Genomic DNA, 17,521 nt, shown 5'->3' on the forward strand with positions numbered 1-17,521 from the left:
CTTCCGCGCTCCCTACCGTCGCTTTTCTGTCAGGTTGAGTGCGAGCGGTTCGATGTACACGATCGAGGGTGAGACGGGCGTCTGGGAGACGGTGATCGGGCTCGAAGTCCATGCCCAGGTCACGTCCAAGGCCAAGCTGTTCTCCGGCGCGGCCGCCGATTTCGGCGCGGCCCCGAACAGCCAGGTCAGCCTGGTCGACGCCGCCATGCCCGGAATGCTGCCGGTGATCAATGATTATTGCGTCGAACAGGCGGTGAAGACCGGCCTGGGCCTGAAGGCGCAGATCAACCGGCGCTCGGTGTTCGACCGCAAGAACTACTTCTACGCCGATCTGCCGCAGGGCTATCAGATCAGCCAGTACAAGGACCCGATCGTCGGCACCGGTGAGATCGTGCTCGACCTGCCGGACGGGTCGGCGCGGACCGTCGGCATCACCCGGCTGCATCTGGAGCAGGATGCGGGCAAGAGCCTGCACGACCAGTCGCCGCGCGAGACCTTCGTCGACCTGAACCGGTCCGGTGTCGCGCTGATGGAGATCGTGTCCGAGCCGGATCTGCGCAGTCCGGACGATGCCTCGGCGTATCTGCGCAAGCTGCGCTCGATCATGCGCTATCTCGGCACCTGCGACGGCAACATGGAGGAAGGCTCCATGCGCTGCGACGTCAACGTGTCGGTGCGCAAGGTCGGCGACACCGAATTCGGCACGCGCTGCGAGGTCAAGAACGTCAACTCGATCCGCCACGTCATGTCGGCGATCGAGTTCGAGGCCCAGCGCCAGGTCGAGATTATCGAGGGCGGCGGGTCGATCAACCAGGAAACCCGGCTGTGGGATCCGAACAAGGGCGAGACGCGGTCGCTGCGCACCAAGGAAGACGCGCATGACTACCGCTACTTCCCCGACCCGGACCTGCTGCCGCTGGTGCTGGAAGACGGCTATGTCGAGCGGATCGAGGCGACCCTGCCCGAGCTGCCGGACGACAAGAAGGCCCGCTTCATCAGCGAGTACGGCCTGTCCGCCTACGACGCCGGCGTGCTGGTGGCCGAACAGGCCAAGGCGTTCTTCTACGAGCGGGTGGCCAAGGGTCGCGACCCGAAGCTGGCGGCGAACTGGGTGATCAACGAGCTGTTCGGCGGCCTGGCCAAGGCCGGCAAGGAGATCGAGGACAGCCCGGTCTCGGCCGAGCAGCTGGGTGGTCTGGTCGACCTGATCGCCGACAACACCATCTCCGGCCGCATCGCCAAGGATGTCTTCGCCGAGATGATGGAGACCGGGCACGACGCCGGCGCCATCGTCGAAGCCAAGGGGCTGAGGCAGGTCACCGACACCGGCGCGATCGAGAAGGTGATCGACGAGGTGATGGCGGCGCAGGCCGACAAGGTGGCCGAGTACCGCTCGGGCAAGGACAAGCTGTTCGGCTTCTTCGTCGGCCAGGTGATGAAGGCCTCGGGCGGCAAGGCCAACCCGGCGATGCTGAACGAGCTGCTGAAGACCAAGCTGAACGGCTGATCCGCTCTGCCGGCATCGCCGCACGCGATGCCGGCAGAGCGGGCCGAGCGGCTAGGCCGGTGCGGCTGACTTGCTCAGCACCCCGGCGAGCTTGGCCGAGACGTAGCCGAACAGCGCCCCGATCACCATCGACACGACCAGCAGGATCACGGGGTTGCCGATGCTCGCCGTGGTCAGGCGCTGCAGCGGCCCGACGCCGCCGGCGTCGGCGCCCTGGTGCAGCGCATAGGCCACGGTTGCGGCATAGCCGTAGACATTGGCCGGGACCACCGAAAGCAGGTCGACCGAGGCGACGATCACCAGGAAGAAGACGGTGACGCCGACGACGATGGCCGGCCACACCGTCCCCAACGCCGGGACCGGGACCTTGACGATGATCAGCAATGCGACCCAGGCGACGATGGCGCCGTAGACATTGCCGGCGATCGTCCTGCTCAGCGCCTTTTCGTCGGCGCCCGAGTGGAAGAAGCATCCCCAGGCGATGAACCCGGCCCAGACCAAGACGAAGCCGCTCAGCGGCCCCAGGGCCAGGAATGCCCATACCGCGCCGAGCACTGCTATACTTAAGGATAAGGCAGGCAATTTCGACATGGCGTTTCCCCCGAGATCAATATTGTTCTTTGGAGCGCCGCATATCATTGAATTCAAAGCATCAGGATTCATACTGTAACAAAGTACGAATTCGTCGCTCGGCTGTTGCTGGTCCTCCCGACTGATGCACCCGGCGTCCGCCCTTCGGTTTCACGGGATTCAACCTTTCGGCTATGCTCGGCGCTGATCAACGAGGCGGGGGCCGTGGAATGGATGAGACGCTTCCGGCCCTGCGCCTCGGTGCTGCCCTGGCCGTCGGCCTGATCATCGGGCTGGAGCGCGGCTGGACCGACCGGGGCCGGCCCGAGGGCCGCCGCGCCGCCGGCCTGCGCACCTTCACCATCGCCGGCTTCGGCGGCGGCGTCGCCGCATTGCTGGCCCCTGATCTCGGGCCCGGCCCGCTGCTGCTGTTCCTGCTGGGCATCGGGGCTTACATGCTGGCCGCCTATTGGCGCGACCGCGACGGCGGCCTCGGCCTGACCACCGAGGTCGCAATGCTGGTCACTGTCCTGCTCGGCGCCGCCGCCGGGGCAGGGCATGTCCTGGTGGGCGCGGGCGGATCCGTCGTCGTCGCCCTGCTGCTGCGCGAGAAGGACCGGCTGCATGGCTGGCTCGACCGCTTCACCCCGGCCGAGACTGCGGCGGCGCTGCAATTCCTGCTGATCGCGGTGGTGGTGCCGCCGCTGCTGCCGGACCGGACGCTCGACCCGTGGCAGGCGATCAACCCGGCCAAGATCTGGTGGCTGGTGGTGCTGGTCGCCGGCCTGTCCTTCGCCGGCTATGCCGCGGTGCGCATCGCCGGCGCCCGGGTCGGGACCCTGCTGACCGGGCTTCTGGGCGGCCTCGTCTCCTCCACCGCGCTGACGTTGGTCTTCGCCCGGCAGGCGCAGGCCGCGCCGCAGGCGGCGCCGGCGCTGGCCGCCGGCGTCATGACCGCCTGGGCGGTGATGGTCCTCCGCATCGGCGTGCTGGTCCTGGTCCTGCACCCGCCGCTGTTCCTGGCCCTGGCGGCGCCCCTGGCGGGGGCCGCGATCGTGGCGGCCGGAAGCGGCCTGTGGCTGTGGCGGGCCGCCGCCCATCGGACCAGCGAGGCGCCGCCGCTCGGCAACCCGCTGGAGCTGTGGTCGGCGCTGAAGATCGTGGCGCTGATCGTGGCGGTGCTGGTGCTGTCGAAAGCGCTCGAGGCCACGCTCGGCGTCGCCGGCCTTTACCTTCTCGGCGCCGTCTCCGGCCTGGCCGATGTCGATGCGATCACCCTGTCGGCGGCGCGGCTGGCCCAAGGCGGGCTCGATGTCGCCGTCTGCGCGAACGTGGTGCTGATCGCGGCCGGGGTGAACACCCTGGTCAAGGCCGGCCTCGCCGTCGTTCTGGGCGGCCGGGCGATGGCGCTGCGCATCGTGCCGGTGACGGTCGCGATGCTGGCTGCCGGCGTGGCCGGCCTCACCCTTTCGGCCTTCTGATCCGCGAGCCGCTGCCCGGGACGGCCTTCGCCGAGGCCAAAGAGAAGGCCCGGCGCCGTCGCTGAAGGAGATCGCCGGCCGCCACGAAATGAGGCAGGCGGACCTGGTGCGTCTGCTGGTGCGGATCCTGCCGGTGGGGTCGGAGCGCCGTGCCGTCCAGTTAGGGGGCTCCACCGGCCGTCCCGGCTGTCTCGTGGAGGTGTCCACCTCAGCCCACAAGCGAGACAGGCCACACCGGGTTGGGTGTGGCCTGTCCATTGTTTTGCCGTCGGTTTTTGTACGCCGCCTTCGGGTGAACCTCCCACCAGACGAAGCCGCTCGGCTGACGATTTATTAAACGCTATGTGTCCCGTTGGATAAAAACCGTATCAATTTGCGTGGGTGTCTGTACTCTTGAAACGCTGAGAGCATGACTGAAAACCCATCGCGGTCCCATCTGCAAATTGAAGGATGGCAACCTGACCCAAATGGACTATCTTTATCAAAGCCCGGGGGATAGTGGGCAAGCATCGCGGCGCAAGGCCGGCGCAGCCTGCGCTGGCGCCCAGTCGAGGATCGTTCCCGGAATGGCGGATGGTCTGTCGGATCTCATCGCGAGAATCTACGATGCGGCGCTCGACCAGGGGTTATGGGATTCTGTTCTCAACGACCTCGCCCGGCAATTCGCCGACGGCCACGCCAGCCTCTACCTGCTGCATGAATCCGACGATGTCGACACCGCCGCCTTCGAGGCGCTGGCGGCCACCAGCAGCTGGGATCCGGCCTTCATCGACAGCTACGCCCAGCATTTCTGGCGCACCAACCCCTGGAGCGACCGGGTCCTGCAGCGCGGCGTCGGCGAGGTCACGGTCAGCGATACGCTGGTCCCCCGCAATTCGCTGGAGCGGACGGAGTTCTACTCCGACTGGCTGAGGCCGCAGCAGCTGTTCTCCGGCATCGGCGGCACCTTCCTGCGCCGCGGCGGCGTCTCCGCCCATATCAGCGTGCTGCACGCCTCGCCGATGACCGAGCAGGACACGGAGCGGCTGACCACGCTGATGCGTTTGCTGCTGCCCCATTTCGCCCGCGCGGCACAGGTCCATCAGCGGCTCGGCGACGTGACCACCCAGCGCGATGCGCTGGAAACCGGCCTGGACCGCCTGTCGATCGGGGTGATCCTGACCGACCCGACCGGGCGGGTCTCGTTCTCCAACCGCGTGGCCGACGATCTGCTGCGGGCGGGAACCGCGCTGCGGGTCGACCAGCGCGGGCTGATCTGCGCCAGCCAGCCGTCCGAGACCGCGCGGCTGCGCCAGCTGATCGCCTCCGCCTCGATCATCCTCGACGACCCCGGGCTGGAGCCGGGCGGCGGGCTGACCCTGTCGGACACCGGCGGCGACGACCGGCTCGCCGTCCTGGTCGCGCCGGTCGGCCGTGGCCGCCCGCTGCTGGGCCTGACCCAGCCCAAGGCCGCGATCTTCATCGCCGGGCCGACGCCGGCGAACCAGATGTCGCAGCCGGAGCTCCGTCGGCTCTACGGCCTGACCGCGACCGAGGCCCGCATCGCCGGCGAGCTGGCGGCCGGGTTGTCGCTGAAGCAGATCGCGACCCGGCTCGACGTCAGCTACGAGACCATCCGCAACCATCTCAAGAAGATCTTCGCCAAGACCCGCACCAACCGGCAGTCGGAGTTGGTGCGCCAGCTGCTGCGCAACCTGCCGGCGATCGGCGGCCGCAGCGAGGCGGTGTAGGCGGCCAGCCAAGGGCCAGCTCAGAACATCCGGCGCCAGAGCATCAGCACGATCGTCGCCACGCCCGCGACCACGATCAGCAGCATCACCCACAGGAACGCCCCAGGATCCTGCAGCCCGGGCATGCCGGCGACATTCATGCCGAAGATGCCGGTGATCAGCGTCATCGGCAGGAAGATCGCGGTCAGCACCGCCAGCACCAGCAGGCTGCGATTCATCGCCTCGGCCCGCTGCGCCGCAATTTCCTCCTGCAGCAGGCGGGCCCGGTCGATCACCTCGTCCAGGCTGCGGGCGGCGCGGCGGAAGCGTTCGGCCGCGGCGACCAGGCTGCCCCGCCCGGCCGCGTCGGCCCAGTCCGGCAGATCGTCAAGCCCGGCGGCGAAGGTGGTGCCTTCCGGCAGCAGGTGGCGCCGCAGCGCGGCGGCGCTGCGGCGGATGCGGCCCAGCGCCTGGCGGTCCTCGACCGTGTGGCTGTTCGACCGGTCGTCCAGCACCCGGTCTTCGATCTCGTCGACCTGCTCCATCAGCTTCTCGACCGTCGCCTCCGCCTCCGCCGCCAGGTGCTCGCCGACCAAAGCGAGCATGCCGAGGGCGGTGGCGGGCGCCCGCCCGGAATCGAGGCTGCGGCGGATCTCGTCGACCGCACGCAGCGGATGGCGGCGGCCGGTGACCAGCAGGTTCGGCCCGACGCAGAACCGCATCCGGCTGATCTGGTCGGGCTCGAAGGCGAAATCATGGTGCAGCCCGTTGGCGGCGCCGACCACCCAGCCGTCCAGTCGTTGCAGGTGGACCCGGTCCGGCCCGTCCAGCAGCCATTGGGCCACGGCGGGGGGTACGGTCGCGTGATGCGCCAGCCAGTGCCGGGCGCGGGTGTCTGTCAGCTTCAGATGCAGCCAGACCCAGCCGTCGCCCGGCTCCGGCAACGGGTCGACCCCGGTCTGGCGGCAGGCGCCGGATCCGGGGTCGAAGTGATAGGCGGCGGCGACCGCATCGCCGAAGTGAAAGCTGACGAGCGGCCGCTTTTCGTCCAATCCCACGCTCGGATCAGAACAGGTGGCGCAGCAGCCAGTACAGGCCGCCGGCCAGCACGATCGAGACCGGCAGGGTCAGCACCCAGGCCATGATCAGGTTGCGGATGGTGCTCCACTGCAGCCCGGACCGGTTGGCCGCCATCGTGCCGGCGACGCCGGAGGACAGCACATGGGTGGTGCTGACCGGCAGGCCGTAGACATCGGCGGCGCCGATCGTGGCCATGGCGACGAGTTCGGCCGAGGCGCCCTGGGCGTAGGTCAGGTGCTCCTTGCCGATCTTCTCGCCGACGGTGACGACGATGCGCTTCCAGCCGACCATGGTGCCGAGGCCCAGCGCAATGGCGACCGCGACCTTGACCCAGGTCGGGATGAACTTGGTCGCCTGGTCGAGATAGCCGCGATAGGCGGTCAGCACCTTGCCGTCATCGGCGGTGAAGGCCGGCGTCTCGGACTTCGCCATCAGCTTCAGCGCTTCGGAGGCGAGGTACATGTCGTTGCGGATGTTGCCGGTCTGCTCCAGCGGGACCGTGGCCAGGCTGCTGCGGCCGGCGACGCTGCGGTCGATCTCGCGGGTCAGCGCGGCCAGGGCCGGGATCGTCTCCGGCGCGATGGTGCGGTCGCGGACATAGGCGGTGGCGGCTGCCCGGGCATCGGCCGGGGCGGCGACGCCGTTGGTGTAGCGGTCGAGCACGCCCGCCGCCTGCTGCGACGACTGCTCGAAGGCGGCGATCTGGGTTTCCGGCATCGCCCGGTTCAGGGCGTAGGCGGTGGGCACCGTGCCGATCAGGATCAGCATGATCAGCCCCATGCCCTTCTGCCCGTCATTCGAGCCGTGGGCGAAGCTGACGCCGGTGCAGGTCAGGATCAGCAGGCCGCGGATCCACAGCGGCGGCGGCTTGGCACCTTCCGGCGCCTTGTACAGCTCCGGCCGCTTGATCAGAAGCTTGGCGGCCAGCAGCAGCAGGGCGGCGGCGACGAAGCCGACCAGCGGCGACAGCAGCAGCGACTTGCCGATGCCCAGGGCCTGGGACCAGTCCACGCCGCTGGTGCCGGTGCCCGGGATGGCCATCAGCTGGTTCATCAGCCCGACGCCGATGATCGAGCCGATCAGCGTGTGCGAGGAGGAGGAGGGCAGGCCGAAATACCAGGTGCCGACATTCCAGATGATCGCGGCGATCAGCAGGGCGAACACCATGGCGAAGCCGGCTTGGCTGCCGACCTGCAGGATCAGCTCGACCGGCAGCAGCGAGATGATGCCGAAGGCGACGATGCCGGTCGACGTCAGCACGCCCAGGAAGTTCCAGGCGCCGGACCACACCACCGCGAGGGTGGGCGGCAGCGAGTTGGTGTAGATCACCGTCGCCACCGCGTTGGCAGTGTCGTGGAAGCCGTTGACGAATTCGAAGCCCAGCGCGATCAGCAGTGCGATGCCGAGCAGCAGGAAGGGCAACAGGCTGGGGGAATGGACGTCGCCCAGGTCGTTGACCAGGCTCCAGCCGGCATAGATCACGCCGGCGATGAGCAGGCCGAAGACGGCCAGCGGGGTCAGTCTGCTCAGGCCCCCTGTGGGCCTGGAGTCGAGCACGGAACTGGTCATGGGATGCCTCGGCCGGCTTCGATCGATGAAGCCGTGACCCTACAAGCCGTGTGTTACGGTATTGTTGTGGTTTCCGGACGTCATCGGGTCACGTCGAACCCGGAACAGTGTGCGGCCCCAGCCGTTGATACGGGGCGTTTCGCGGCCCATCGATCGAGGGAGAGGACCATGGTCTTGAGAAGGGGAATGGGTCTCGCCGTCCTGGCGCTGGGCCTCGTGCTCGGCCTTGCGGCCTGCGCCCGGCAGGTGCGGCCGATCATCGACCCCGCGACCTCGGTCGCGGGCGGCCGGAACTATGAGTTCGACGTCGGCCAGTGCCAGCAGCTGGCGGATCAGGTCGACACCGGCGGCCGAACCGTCGGCGGGGCGCTGGTCGGCGGCGCGGTCGGTGCCGCCGGCGGCGCGATCATCGGTGCCTTCACCGGCAATGTCGGGCGCGGCGCCGCGATCGGCGCGGGCGTCGGCGGCCTGACCGGCGGCGTCGGCGGCGCGGCCTCCGGCGCGACCTCGACCCGCGACGTCGTCCGCAACTGCATGATGCGCCGCGGCTACGCCGTGCTGGACTAACGCCTTAAGGTGCCTGCTGGGCCGACAGCAGGCAGAGCCAGGTCCAGCCGACCGTCGCGGCCAGCACGGCGGTGATCTCGGAATGGTCGTAGGGCGGGCAGGTCTCGACCACATCGGCGCCGACCCAGTCGAGGTCGCCGAGCCGGCGCAGGATGGCCAGCGCCTGCCACGAGAACAGGCCGCCGGCCTCGGGGCAGGCGACGCCCGGCGCCATGCCGGGGTCGATCACGTCGATGTCGAAGGTCAGGTAGGCCGGCCGGTTGCCGACCACGGCGCGGATGCGGTCGACGGTGCGGTCGATGCCGTCGAGATGCACGCTCTCGGCCGACAGACCGGTCACGCCCCGGTCCCGGGTCCAGGCGGCGGTGTCACGCGCGACCGGGCTGTGCAGCCCGACCTGGATCGTGGCCCGCGGGTCGATCAGGCCTCGCTCGATGGCCAGCCGGACATGCGATCCGTGATAGACCGGCGCCGAGGGCGCGCCGGACCAGGTGTCGCAATGCGCGTCGAACTGCACCAGTGCCACCGGACCGTGCTTCGCCGCCGTCGCTTGCAGCAGCGGCAGGGTGATGGTATGGTCGCCGCCGAGGGCCAGCACCCTAGCCCCGGCCGCCAGTTGCTCCGCCGTCGCCTGCCGGATCGCCGCCAGGCTTCCGGCGATGTCGGCGGTGATCGGCGCGGCGTCGCCGGCATCGTACAGGTCCAGGCGGTCCTGCGGGCTCAGGCCCAGCTCGGGATGGTCGTCGCCAGTCAGCACCCGGCTCACGGCGCGGATCGCGCCCGGCCCGAAGCGGGAGCCGGGGCGGTAGGTGGTGCCGAAATCGAACGGCGCTCCCAGCACGGCGACGGCGGGGCGGTCCCCTTCGGGCTTGCGGCGGTGCGGCGCGCCGAGGAACGTCGCGATGCCGGCATAGGGCGGGGCCATGGCTCTCTCCGGACCGGAAACGGGCCGCGATGGTTCTTGCCCGCCGCCGGGGTGTCAAGCCGTGTCGGCCCCCGGGTCGCTCCCCGGCCCCGTCACTCCGGGCGGCGGAACGCCTGATCGATCGGCACCTGCAGGCCGGTGGCCAGGCGGTTGGTCTCGTTCGCCATGCCGGTCACCGCCATCAGCTCGCCCAGCATCTCGTCGGTCATCCCGGCCTTGCGCGCGGCGACGGTGTGCGACGCGATGCAGTAGCCGCAGCCATTGGTGGTGCTGACGGCGAGATAGATCATCTCCTTCACCAGCGGGTCGATCGCGCCCGGGGCCATCACCTCCTTCAGGCTCTCCCAGGTCCGCTTCAGCGTCGGCGGGTGGACGGCCAAGGCCTTCCAGAAGTTGTTGACCCGGTCGATCTTCCGGGTGGTCATGATGTCGTCGAACACGGCGCGCACCTCCGGCGGCGCCTCGTCATACTCGATCAGCCCCGATGTCATGCGCTGTCCCCTATTGCGGTCTGGTCGGGCAAGGTGGCACAGCCCGGCCGCAGCGTCATGGGTCCGGGAGGGGCCGCCGGCCCGGCAAATCGTCACAATTGTGCAGGTGACAAGCCGGATCGGTCCCGGCTATGGTTCGGGCGCAGTCGGTCCTGCCGAGCGCGGCGTGCAGTCGCGAATCCCGGCGGTTGACTCTGTCCTGCCGATCACTATACTCCGCGCGCTTCGGAGCTGTAAGGCGCCCGAAGCGCAAGGCGTTCGCATGGCCGCTCCGGCCTGCGGGCAACCATGAACAGCATACCCGGCGTTGCAGGCCTCGCCTCACAAGGGCAGGGCAGCGGCGGCGCCGAAGGTGGCACTCACAAGGAGAGAGACGTGGCACGTATTGCCGGCGTCAATATCCCGACCCAGAAGCGCGTCCTGATCGCGCTCACCTATATCCATGGGATCGGCCGCCATGCCTCGCAGACGATCATCGACAAGCTCGGCATCCCGGCCGACCGTCGCGTCAGCGAGCTGACCGAAGACGAGATCCTGCGCATCCGCGAGTCGATCGACGCCGACTACACGGTCGAAGGCGATCTGCGCCGCGAGACGGCGATGAACATCAAGCGCCTGATGGACCTCGGCTGCTACCGCGGCCTGCGTCACCGCAAGGGCCTGCCGGTCCGCGGCCAGCGCACCCACACCAATGCGCGTACCCGCAAGGGCCCGGCGCGGCCCATCGCGGGCAAGAAGAAGTAATCGGAAGGCGAGCGAACCATGGCCAAGCCAGCAGCTGCCACCGCGAACGCCCGTCTGCGTCGTCGCGAGCGCAAGAACATCACCTCGGGCGTCGCCCACGTGAACTCGTCCTTCAACAACACGGTGATCACCATCACCGACGCGCAGGGCAACGCCATTGCCTGGTCGTCGGCCGGTGGCATGGGCTTCAAGGGCAGCCGCAAGTCGACGCCCTACGCCGCCCAGATGGCCGCCGAGGATGCCGGCCGCAAGGCGCAGGAACACGGCATGCGCGTGCTCGAGATCAACGTGAAGGGCCCCGGCTCCGGCCGTGAGAGCGCGCTCCGCGCCCTGCAGTCGGTCGGCTTCCAGATCACCTCGATCCGCGACGTCACGCCGATCCCGCACAACGGCGTCCGCCCGCGCAAGAAGCGTCGCGTCTAATCAGGGCATCCGGCCCGTCAGCACCGTCCCGGATCTCCGGGGCGGGGCCGACGGGCCGATGTCTTTTCGGGTTTCAGCCGGCCGATCCGGGATAGGACCACTGGCCACAGGGTCCACGCATGGGATCGGAAGGGGGTTTCGGCCCCCGCCGGTGTTTTGGCCGTATCCGGCCGTCCGTGGCAGAACAGGATGATTGATGACAGTGCTTCAGCGCAACTGGCAGGAACTGATCAAGCCCAACGCTCTCGACGTCCAGCCGGGCGACGATGCGCAGCGCAAGGCGACCCTGGTCGCCGACCCGCTCGAGCGCGGCTTCGGCCTGACCCTCGGCAACGCCGTCCGGCGCGTGCTGCTCTCCTCGCTGCAGGGCGCGGCGGTCACCGCGATCCACATCGACGGCGTGCTGCATGAATTCTCGTCGATCCCGGGCGTCCGCGAGGACGTGACCGACATCGTCCTCAACGTGAAGGCGCTGTCGCTGCGCATGCACGCCGAGGGCCCGAAGAAGATGCGCCTCAATGTCGAGGGGCCGAAGGTTGTCAAGGCCGGCGACATCGTCACCGGCGCCGACATCGAGATCATGGACCCCGAGCTGGTGCTGTGCACCCTCGACGAGGGCGCCAAGCTGGCGATGGAATTCACGGTCAATCTCGGCAAGGGCTACGTCCCGGCCAGCATGAACCGGCCCGAGGATGCGCCGATCGGCCTGATCCCGGTCGACGCCCTGTACAGCCCGGTCCGCAAGGTCTCGTACAAGGTCGAGAACACCCGCGTCGGCCAGGTCACCGACTACGACAAGCTGTCGATGCAGATCGAGACCAACGGCGCGGTCACGCCCGAGGATTCGGTGGCGCTCGCCGCCCGCATCCTGCAGGACCAGCTGCAGCTGTTCATCAACTTCGAGGAGCCGTCGCGCGACCATCGCGAGGAGACCTCGGAGGACATGCCGTTCAACCGCAACCTGCTGCGGAAGGTGGACGAGCTCGAGCTGTCGGTGCGCTCGGCCAACTGCCTGAAGAACGACAACATCGTCTACATCGGCGACCTCGTGCAGAAGACCGAGGCGGAAATGCTCCGCACCCCGAACTTCGGCCGCAAGTCGCTGAACGAGATCAAGGAAGTTCTCTCGACCATGGGTCTCCATCTCGGCATGGAAATCCCGAGCTGGCCGCCGGAGAACATCGAGGATCTCGCCAAGAAGCTCGAAGAGCCGTTCTGATCGGCTGACGAGAAGTGCCTAAGCCCGCCGTTCTCTCCCAGCTGGGGAGGCGGCGGGTCCCGCCATCGGACCCCCGCCGGGGGCCATGCCTTGAGGAGAGACCGCCATGCGTCACGGCGTTTCCGGACGTAAGTTCAGCCGCACCAGCAGCCACCGCAAGGCGATGTTCGCCAACATGGCGGCGGCGCTGATCACCCATGAGCAGATCAAGACCACCCTGCCGAAGGCGAAGGATCTTCGCCCGATCGTCGAGAAGCTGATCACCCTCGGCAAGAAGGGTGGCCTCGCCAACCGCCGCCTGGCCTACGCGCAGCTGCGCGACGACGAGGTGGTGTCCAAGCTGTTCTCGACCATCGCCGAGCGCTACAAGACCCGCGAAGGCGGCTATTCCCGCGTGCTAAAGGCCGGCTTCCGCTACGGCGATGCCGCCCCGATGGCCGTGATCGAGCTGGTCGACCGCGACCGCGCCGCCAAGGGCTCCGCCGACAAGGCCCGCGACGCCGAGCTGAAGGCCGCGGCCGCCGAGGCCGAGGGCGCCGACGCCTGATCGGCCGCTGAAGCGACAAGAGACGGATCAAGGCCCGGCGCAAGCCGGGCCTTTTTCGTTGCCGATCGGGTGCGGCGTCCGGGCCTATCGAAGCGGCAGGGCCTGGACGCTGATGATCGGGGTCCAGAAGCCGCATTTGTGGTCGGCGGCGAAGGCGAATGTCGGCTTCTGCCGCTCCGCCAGCGATTGGATGGCGGTCTGGCCGGACCCGATCGGGGTCCAGGACGGAACGCCCAGGCCGTTGGGGTCGCCGCGTCTCGCGAAATTCGTCCAGTAGCGCACCATCGACCGGGCCAGCGCCTGCTCGACCGGCGTCAGGGGGGCGGCCTGGCTGCCATTGGCGGGCTGGACGAACCGATCGAACACGAACGGGATCTCGCTGGCATGCGCCGCGGCGTAGGGGAAGCTGACCGGCGGCAGGAAGATCTGGGGGGCACTCTCGTCGGCGAACTCGTATTGGAACACCGGGGCGAACCGTGCCGCCGCCGCGCCGGCGCGAAGCGTGTTGCACGAGAAGATCGCGTCGGTCTCGAGCGTCGCGAGGGCAAGATCCGGGCTGGGGAACCCGGTCAGCGGATACTGGGCGAGAACCGGGGTGGCGATGCTGGGAAGCGACCCATTGACGAACCCGGCAAAGCCCGCTGCGGTCAGCGGCGCCCCGGCCAGGTCGAACTGGCCCGCGACGAACAGCCTGCCTTCGTCGTGGTTGGAGCCGAGCATGAGCGGAACCCGGCTGAAATTGCCGGTCTTCAGGGCGACGTCGAGGGATTGCGGCAGCACCATGCCATCCAGGATGGTGGTCCTGAAGGCCACACCGGCCTGGTTCGCCAGGATGGTCTCGACCGGGAGCCGGCGCAGGCAGGCGGCCGATTGATCGGTGCAACCCGTCTGCGTGGCGAAGGCGGTTCCCAGGGCCTGGGCCTGGGCGAGGGTCGGAAGGATCAGCCCATAGGCGCCGCTCTGATCGATCGCCCGCGCGAACAGCCCCCGGGCTCCTGGCGAGACCAGATTCGACAGGACGCTCTGCCCGCCGGCGGATTCCCCGAACATGGTGACGTTGCGCGGATCGCCGCCGAAGCCGGCGATGTTGTCCCGCACCCAGCGCAGCGCGGCCTGCTGGTCGAGTAGGCCGTAGTTGACGGCGGGATGGCCCTCGGCCTCCAGGGCGGGGTGGGCGAGGAACCCGAGCGCGCCCAGCCGGTAGTTGAACGTCACGACGATGACGCCCTCGTTCACCAGCCGCGCCGGGTTGAAATCGTCGCTTTCGCCCTGGTTCAGGCTGCCGCGATGGATCCACACCATGACCGGAAGATAGGGGCGTCCCGGGATGGCGCCGTGGGGCGCGAACACGTTCAGGAACAGGCAGTCCTCGGTCGTGCTCGGCGTCCCGAACGCTGACGCCGTCTGCGGGCAATGGGGGCCGAAGGCATTGGCGATGGTGGTGCCGAACGCGGCCTCGAGCGGCTGCGGCGGCTGCCAGCGCAGGGCGCCGACCGGCGGCCGGGCATAGCGCATCCCCAAGAATTGCTTGAAGTCCTGGGTTTCCTGCCCGATCGCCAGCCCATGCTGAAGGATGGCCAGGGTCGGCACCGTGGCGGCCTCGGCCTGCCGCGGGGCCGGTATTCCGGCCGCCGCGACCGCGATGGCGGCCGCCAGCGACCGCAAAAGCGCGCGGAAGCGCCGCGCCAAGGTCTTGATCACCGCAATAATTCTCCCCTTCCGACTCTCGAATCCCAATGCGATTCACCGGAAGGATGAAATCGTCGAATTGCGGATGTGTGTCAGATCGGAGATCGATGGCTACCGACGCAATCAAGCCTGCGGGCGGCCGAAACGACCGTTTGGGAATGTCCAGGACTTCGGGCCGGGTCTTTGACTCCGATGATCGGGCCTTGCCGAAGGGAGATCGGGCTCCAACCTCTCCCGGAGACAACGAAATGGAGCATCCGATGGCGCGCGCGGTCTGGAACGGGGTGGTGCTGGCGGACAGCGACACCTATGAACTGGTCGAGGGCAATGTCTACTTCCCGCCGGACTCGGTGCGGAAGGATGTGCTGCGGCCCAGCCCGACCCACAGCACCTGCCCGTGGAAGGGCGAGGCCAGCTACTACACGGTCGAGGCCGGTGGCGCCGAGAACAAGGACGCCGCCTGGTTCTACCCCGACCCGAAGCCCGAGGCAGCGCGGATCAAGGATCATGTCGCCTTCTGGCGCGGCGTGACGGTCGAGCGCTGAGCGTTCCGCAGAGACCCTTCCTCCAAGACCTTCCTCCACGCGACGTACCGGCGCGTTGCCGTCGGGCCTCTCCCTCGGCTAGACCGGTCCGTCGCCTCTGGTGAGGGGTACCGATGATGGCGGATGGAGGAGTGATGACGCGCTTGTGGATGGCCGCGGCGGCCGCGCTGGTCCTGCTGGCCGGGCCTGCCCTGGCCGAAGATGTTGTGCCGGCCAACCGGGCCGAGATCGACCTGACCTTCGCGCCGCTGGTGCGCACCGCGGCGCCGGCCGTGGTCAACATCTACGCCCGCCACATGGTGGTCGAACGCCAGAACCCGCTGTTCGACGATCCGTTCTTCCAGCGCTTCTTCGGCGACGACATCCCCGGCGGCAGGCCGCGGCAGCGGATGGAGAACTCGCTCGGCTCCGGCGTCGTGGTCGCTGCCGACGGGTTGGTGGTGACCAACCACCATGTGATCAAGGACGCCGACCAGATCACCGTGGTGCTGGCGGACCGCACCGAATTCGAGGCCGAGGTGGTGCTGTCGGACGAACGCACCGACCTCGCCTTCCTCCGGCTCAAGGACATCGGCGGCCGGGCGCTGCCGTTCCTGCCGCTGGGCGACAGCGACGCACTCGAGGTCGGCGACCTCGTGCTCGCCATCGGCAACCCCTTCGGCGTCGGCCAGACCGTGACCATGGGCATCGTCTCGGCCATCGCCCGCACCGCCGTCGGCATCTCCGACTACGACTTCTTCATCCAGACCGACGCGGCGGTGAACCCCGGCAATTCCGGCGGCGCCCTGATCGACATGAAGGGCCGGCTGGTCGGCATCAACACCGCGATCTACAGCCGGACCGGCGGGTCGCTCGGCATCGGCTTCGCCATCCCGGCCAACATGCTGCGCGGCATGATGCGCTCGGCCGAGACCGGGCAGCCGGTGGTGCGGCCCTGGCTCGGCGCCGACGGCCAGGCGATCGACCACAGCCTGGCCGAGGCCTATGGCCTCGACCGGCCGGCCGGGGTGCTGGTCAACGGCGTCGATCCGCGCGGCCCGGCCGAGCGCGCCGGGCTGAAGGTCGGCGACGTCGTCGTCGCGGTCGACGGCCATGCGGTCGACGACCCGGAATCGCTGCGCTACCGCCTCGTCACCCTCGATCTCGGCGCCACCGCCAAGCTGGCGGTGCGGCGCGGCAAGGACACGGTCGAACTGTCGCTGCCGGTCGAGGCGCCGCCGGAGGATCCGCCGCGCGACCAGCGCGTGCTCGGCAGCGGCTCGCCGCTGGCCGGCGCCACCGTGGTCAACGTCTCTCCGGCGGTGGTGGAGGAGATGCGGCTCAGCGGCGCCGGCAAGGGCGTGGTGGTGGCGGCTGTCGCAGCGCGCAGCCCGGCGGGGCGGCTGGGGCTGCAGCCGGGCGATGTGCTGCTGCGCCTCAACGGCGATGCGGTCGACAGCACCGCGGCGCTGGAGGCGGCGCTGCGCGGATCCCGCGGCCCCTGGCGCATCGCCGTCCAGCGCGGCGGCCAGGTGCTGGAGACCACGGTCGGACGCTAGCGGTTGCCCTGTTGTCCTGCCGCTGAAATGATCCGCGCCTGATTCGGGCAAGGGGACCAGAATGGTGGCGGCATTTTCGAGCGGCGACCTGCTGCGGCGGGCCTTCGGCTGGAGCCTGGGGCATCCCGGCGCGCTGGCGCGCGTGGCGGCGCCGGCCATCGTCTTCGCCGCCATCCTCCGCCTGGCCATCGGCCAGCTCTGGGGCGACGAGATCGTGGCCATGATGGCGACCGGCGAGCCCTCCGGCCCCGCCATGCTGGCCGGGCTGCTGTACGGGGTGGTGCTGCTGCTCGCCGTCGCCTTGATCGCGGTGTCGTGGCACCGCTACGTGCTGCGCGGCGAGATCGTCCCGTTCCCGGCCGATGCGGCGACGCTGCGCTTCGCCCTCTACCAGATCTGGCTCGGTGCCCTCGGCATCGCCACGGTGATGGTCGCGCTGATCATCCTGTCGCTGGTCTTCGGCGCCGTGGGCGGACCGTCGGTGATGCAGTCCTTCGCCGCCGGCGGTGGCCTGGCGGGCGGGCTGTGGTCGGCCCTGGCGACGACCGTCCTGGTCACCGCCGTCATGACCGTGCCGTTCGCCTTCTACGGGCTGGTCCTGCCGGCCACCGCGATCGGCGATCGCGGGCTGGTCGCCGGCGAAAGCCGCCGGCTGCTGCGCGGGCATCGCATCGCCGGCCTGGTGGCGCTGATCGCGACCTCGGTGTTGAGCCTGGTGATTTCCCTGGCCGTCGGCTACGCGCTCGATGCGATCCTGCCGGAGGGCGATGGCTTCGGGGTTGCCGAGATCGTGGGCGAACTGGTGGCGCTGGCCCTGGTGGCGTTCGAGACCAGCCTCGTCGCCGGCGTGCTGTCGGAACTGTACCGCGACCTGCGGCTGCCGGAACTGGCCCGCGGAACCGCCCCGGACTGATCCG

Annotated in this window: 17 protein-coding genes; 11 read left to right on the top strand and 6 right to left on the bottom strand. The window is 69.1% G+C overall.

The annotated features are described in order from the left end of the window. The first annotated feature begins 52 nt into the window (after positions 1-52). A complete protein-coding gene (gene gatB, locus E9232_RS01325; protein WP_309791667.1) occupies positions 53-1,507 on the top strand; it encodes an Asp-tRNA(Asn)/Glu-tRNA(Gln) amidotransferase subunit GatB in 1,455 nt (484 codons plus the stop codon). Positions 1,508-1,558: 51 nt separating this feature from the next. Here the strand turns inward: gatB and E9232_RS01330 are convergent, their stop codons facing one another. Continuing rightward, positions 1,559-2,062 carry a DUF1097 domain-containing protein gene (locus E9232_RS01330; protein WP_510184258.1) on the bottom strand — a complete coding sequence of 168 codons (504 nt, stop codon included), beginning with the start codon at positions 2,060-2,062 and terminating at the stop codon, positions 1,559-1,561. Between the two features lie 245 nt (positions 2,063-2,307). On the opposite strand from E9232_RS01330, the gene E9232_RS01335 reads away from it, so the two are divergent. Next, positions 2,308-3,558: an MgtC/SapB family protein gene (locus E9232_RS01335; RefSeq protein WP_309791669.1), complete on the top strand. Its 1,251-nt coding sequence runs from the start codon at positions 2,308-2,310 to the stop codon at positions 3,556-3,558. A 566-nt stretch (positions 3,559-4,124) separates the two neighbouring features. After that, positions 4,125-5,288: a helix-turn-helix transcriptional regulator gene (locus E9232_RS01340; protein WP_309791670.1), complete on the top strand. Its 1,164-nt coding sequence runs from the start codon at positions 4,125-4,127 to the stop codon at positions 5,286-5,288. Positions 5,289-5,308: 20 nt separating this feature from the next. On the opposite strand, the gene E9232_RS01345 is transcribed toward E9232_RS01340, so the two are convergent. Next, positions 5,309-6,325: a CorA family divalent cation transporter gene (locus tag E9232_RS01345; RefSeq protein WP_309791671.1), complete on the bottom strand. Its 1,017-nt coding sequence runs from the start codon at positions 6,323-6,325 to the stop codon at positions 5,309-5,311. Between the two features lie 7 nt (positions 6,326-6,332). Next, positions 6,333-7,916, bottom strand: coding sequence for an inorganic phosphate transporter (locus E9232_RS01350; RefSeq protein ID WP_309791672.1), 1,584 nt, complete (start codon positions 7,914-7,916; stop codon positions 6,333-6,335). Positions 7,917-8,102: 186 nt separating this feature from the next. On the opposite strand from E9232_RS01350, the gene E9232_RS01355 reads away from it, so the two are divergent. Then, positions 8,103-8,483: a YMGG-like glycine zipper-containing protein gene (locus E9232_RS01355; protein ID WP_309791673.1), complete on the top strand. Its 381-nt coding sequence runs from the start codon at positions 8,103-8,105 to the stop codon at positions 8,481-8,483. 4 nt (positions 8,484-8,487) lie between these two features. Here the strand turns inward: E9232_RS01355 and speB are convergent, their stop codons facing one another. Together speB and E9232_RS01365 are read right to left on the bottom strand one after the other, a co-directional pair. Next, positions 8,488-9,408 carry an agmatinase gene (speB, locus tag E9232_RS01360; protein ID WP_309791675.1) on the bottom strand — a complete coding sequence of 307 codons (921 nt, stop codon included), beginning with the start codon at positions 9,406-9,408 and terminating at the stop codon, positions 8,488-8,490. A 92-nt stretch (positions 9,409-9,500) separates the two neighbouring features. Beyond that, positions 9,501-9,899 carry a carboxymuconolactone decarboxylase family protein gene (locus tag E9232_RS01365; protein ID WP_309791677.1) on the bottom strand — a complete coding sequence of 133 codons (399 nt, stop codon included), beginning with the start codon at positions 9,897-9,899 and terminating at the stop codon, positions 9,501-9,503. Positions 9,900-10,274: 375 nt separating this feature from the next. Between E9232_RS01365 and rpsM the strand changes: the two genes are divergently transcribed. The 4 genes from rpsM to rplQ all read left to right on the top strand — a co-directional run bounded on the left by rpsM (position 10,275) and on the right by rplQ (position 12,832). Next, entirely contained in the window at positions 10,275-10,643 is a 369-nt protein-coding gene (gene rpsM, locus E9232_RS01370; RefSeq protein ID WP_309792237.1) for a 30S ribosomal protein S13, read from the top strand. Positions 10,644-10,661: 18 nt separating this feature from the next. Further along, on the top strand, positions 10,662-11,066 hold the full coding sequence (gene rpsK, locus E9232_RS01375; RefSeq protein ID WP_309791678.1) for a 30S ribosomal protein S11: 405 nt from the start codon (positions 10,662-10,664) through the stop codon (positions 11,064-11,066). A gap of 202 nt (positions 11,067-11,268) precedes the next feature. Beyond that, positions 11,269-12,285, top strand: coding sequence for a DNA-directed RNA polymerase subunit alpha (locus E9232_RS01380; protein WP_441718819.1), 1,017 nt, complete (start codon positions 11,269-11,271; stop codon positions 12,283-12,285). 106 nt (positions 12,286-12,391) lie between these two features. After that, a complete protein-coding gene (rplQ, locus tag E9232_RS01385) occupies positions 12,392-12,832 on the top strand; it encodes a 50S ribosomal protein L17 (RefSeq protein WP_309791680.1) in 441 nt (146 codons plus the stop codon). An 84-nt stretch (positions 12,833-12,916) separates the two neighbouring features. Here the strand turns inward: rplQ and E9232_RS01390 are convergent, their stop codons facing one another. Further along, on the bottom strand, positions 12,917-14,533 hold the full coding sequence (locus E9232_RS01390; protein ID WP_309791683.1) for a carboxylesterase/lipase family protein: 1,617 nt from the start codon (positions 14,531-14,533) through the stop codon (positions 12,917-12,919). Positions 14,534-14,781: 248 nt separating this feature from the next. Here E9232_RS01390 and E9232_RS01395 point away from each other — a divergent pair, with 248 nt between their 5' ends. The 3 genes from E9232_RS01395 (at position 14,782) to E9232_RS01405 (ending at position 17,517) form a co-directional block, all read left to right on the top strand. Next, entirely contained in the window at positions 14,782-15,066 is a 285-nt protein-coding gene (locus E9232_RS01395; RefSeq protein ID WP_309791684.1) for a DUF427 domain-containing protein, read from the top strand. 134 nt (positions 15,067-15,200) lie between these two features. Then, entirely contained in the window at positions 15,201-16,604 is a 1,404-nt protein-coding gene (locus E9232_RS01400; RefSeq protein WP_309791686.1) for a Do family serine endopeptidase, read from the top strand. A 61-nt stretch (positions 16,605-16,665) separates the two neighbouring features. Further along, positions 16,666-17,517 carry a hypothetical protein gene (locus E9232_RS01405; RefSeq protein ID WP_309791687.1) on the top strand — a complete coding sequence of 284 codons (852 nt, stop codon included), beginning with the start codon at positions 16,666-16,668 and terminating at the stop codon, positions 17,515-17,517. Positions 17,518-17,521 lie beyond the last annotated feature (4 nt).

The sequence above is a fragment of the Inquilinus ginsengisoli genome, from assembly GCF_031453975.1.
Taxonomy (GTDB): domain Bacteria; phylum Pseudomonadota; class Alphaproteobacteria; order DSM-16000; family Inquilinaceae; genus Inquilinus; species Inquilinus ginsengisoli_A.